At 44.8% G+C, this 565-nt stretch carries 1 protein-coding gene; it reads left to right on the top strand.

Translation table 11 applies throughout. From position 1 onward, the window contains the following. Positions 1 to 565, top strand: a 565-nt coding sequence (locus ACS8FC_RS19750) for an FGGY family carbohydrate kinase (protein WP_439298036.1), incomplete at both ends; no start/stop codon positions are given.

Genomic DNA, 565 nt, shown 5'->3' with positions numbered 1-565 from the left:
ACTTTGCTATTTGATATTCATAAATTGGCTTGGTCAGAGACGCTTTGCGATCGATTTGCCATTCCTATGAATATATTGCCTAAGGTACTACCATCTGACGGTGATTTTGGCAAAACCAAAAAAGGCCTATTCGCAAAGCAAATACCCATTCAAGCGGTGCTCGGCGATCAGCAAGCCGCGCTTTTTGGGCAAGGTTGTCTCGATGCTGGCATGGCCAAAAATACCTATGGTACGGGCTGTTTTATGCTGATGAACATTGGTCAGCAGCCAAAACTGAGCGAGCACAAACTGCTAACAACCATCGCATGGCAGCGAAAAATATCGCCAACTCGTCCAGACAATTTATCATTTGATCAAATCGTACAGTCAGGTAAGCGAATGCTACAGCCACCCAAAAAAGAAGTTACTTATGCCTTGGAGGGTAGTGTTTTTATGGCAGGAGCTATCATCCAATGGCTACGTGACAATTTGGGTATGATTCAACAAAGTAGCGATGTCGAAGATTTAGCTCGGCAAGTAGACAGCAGCGAAGATGTGGTGCTGTTACCTGCCTTTACTGGATTGG

It is taken from the genome of Psychrobacter sp. 1Y4, assembly GCF_051847555.1.
This window is presented reverse-complemented; position numbering and strand designations above follow the sequence as displayed.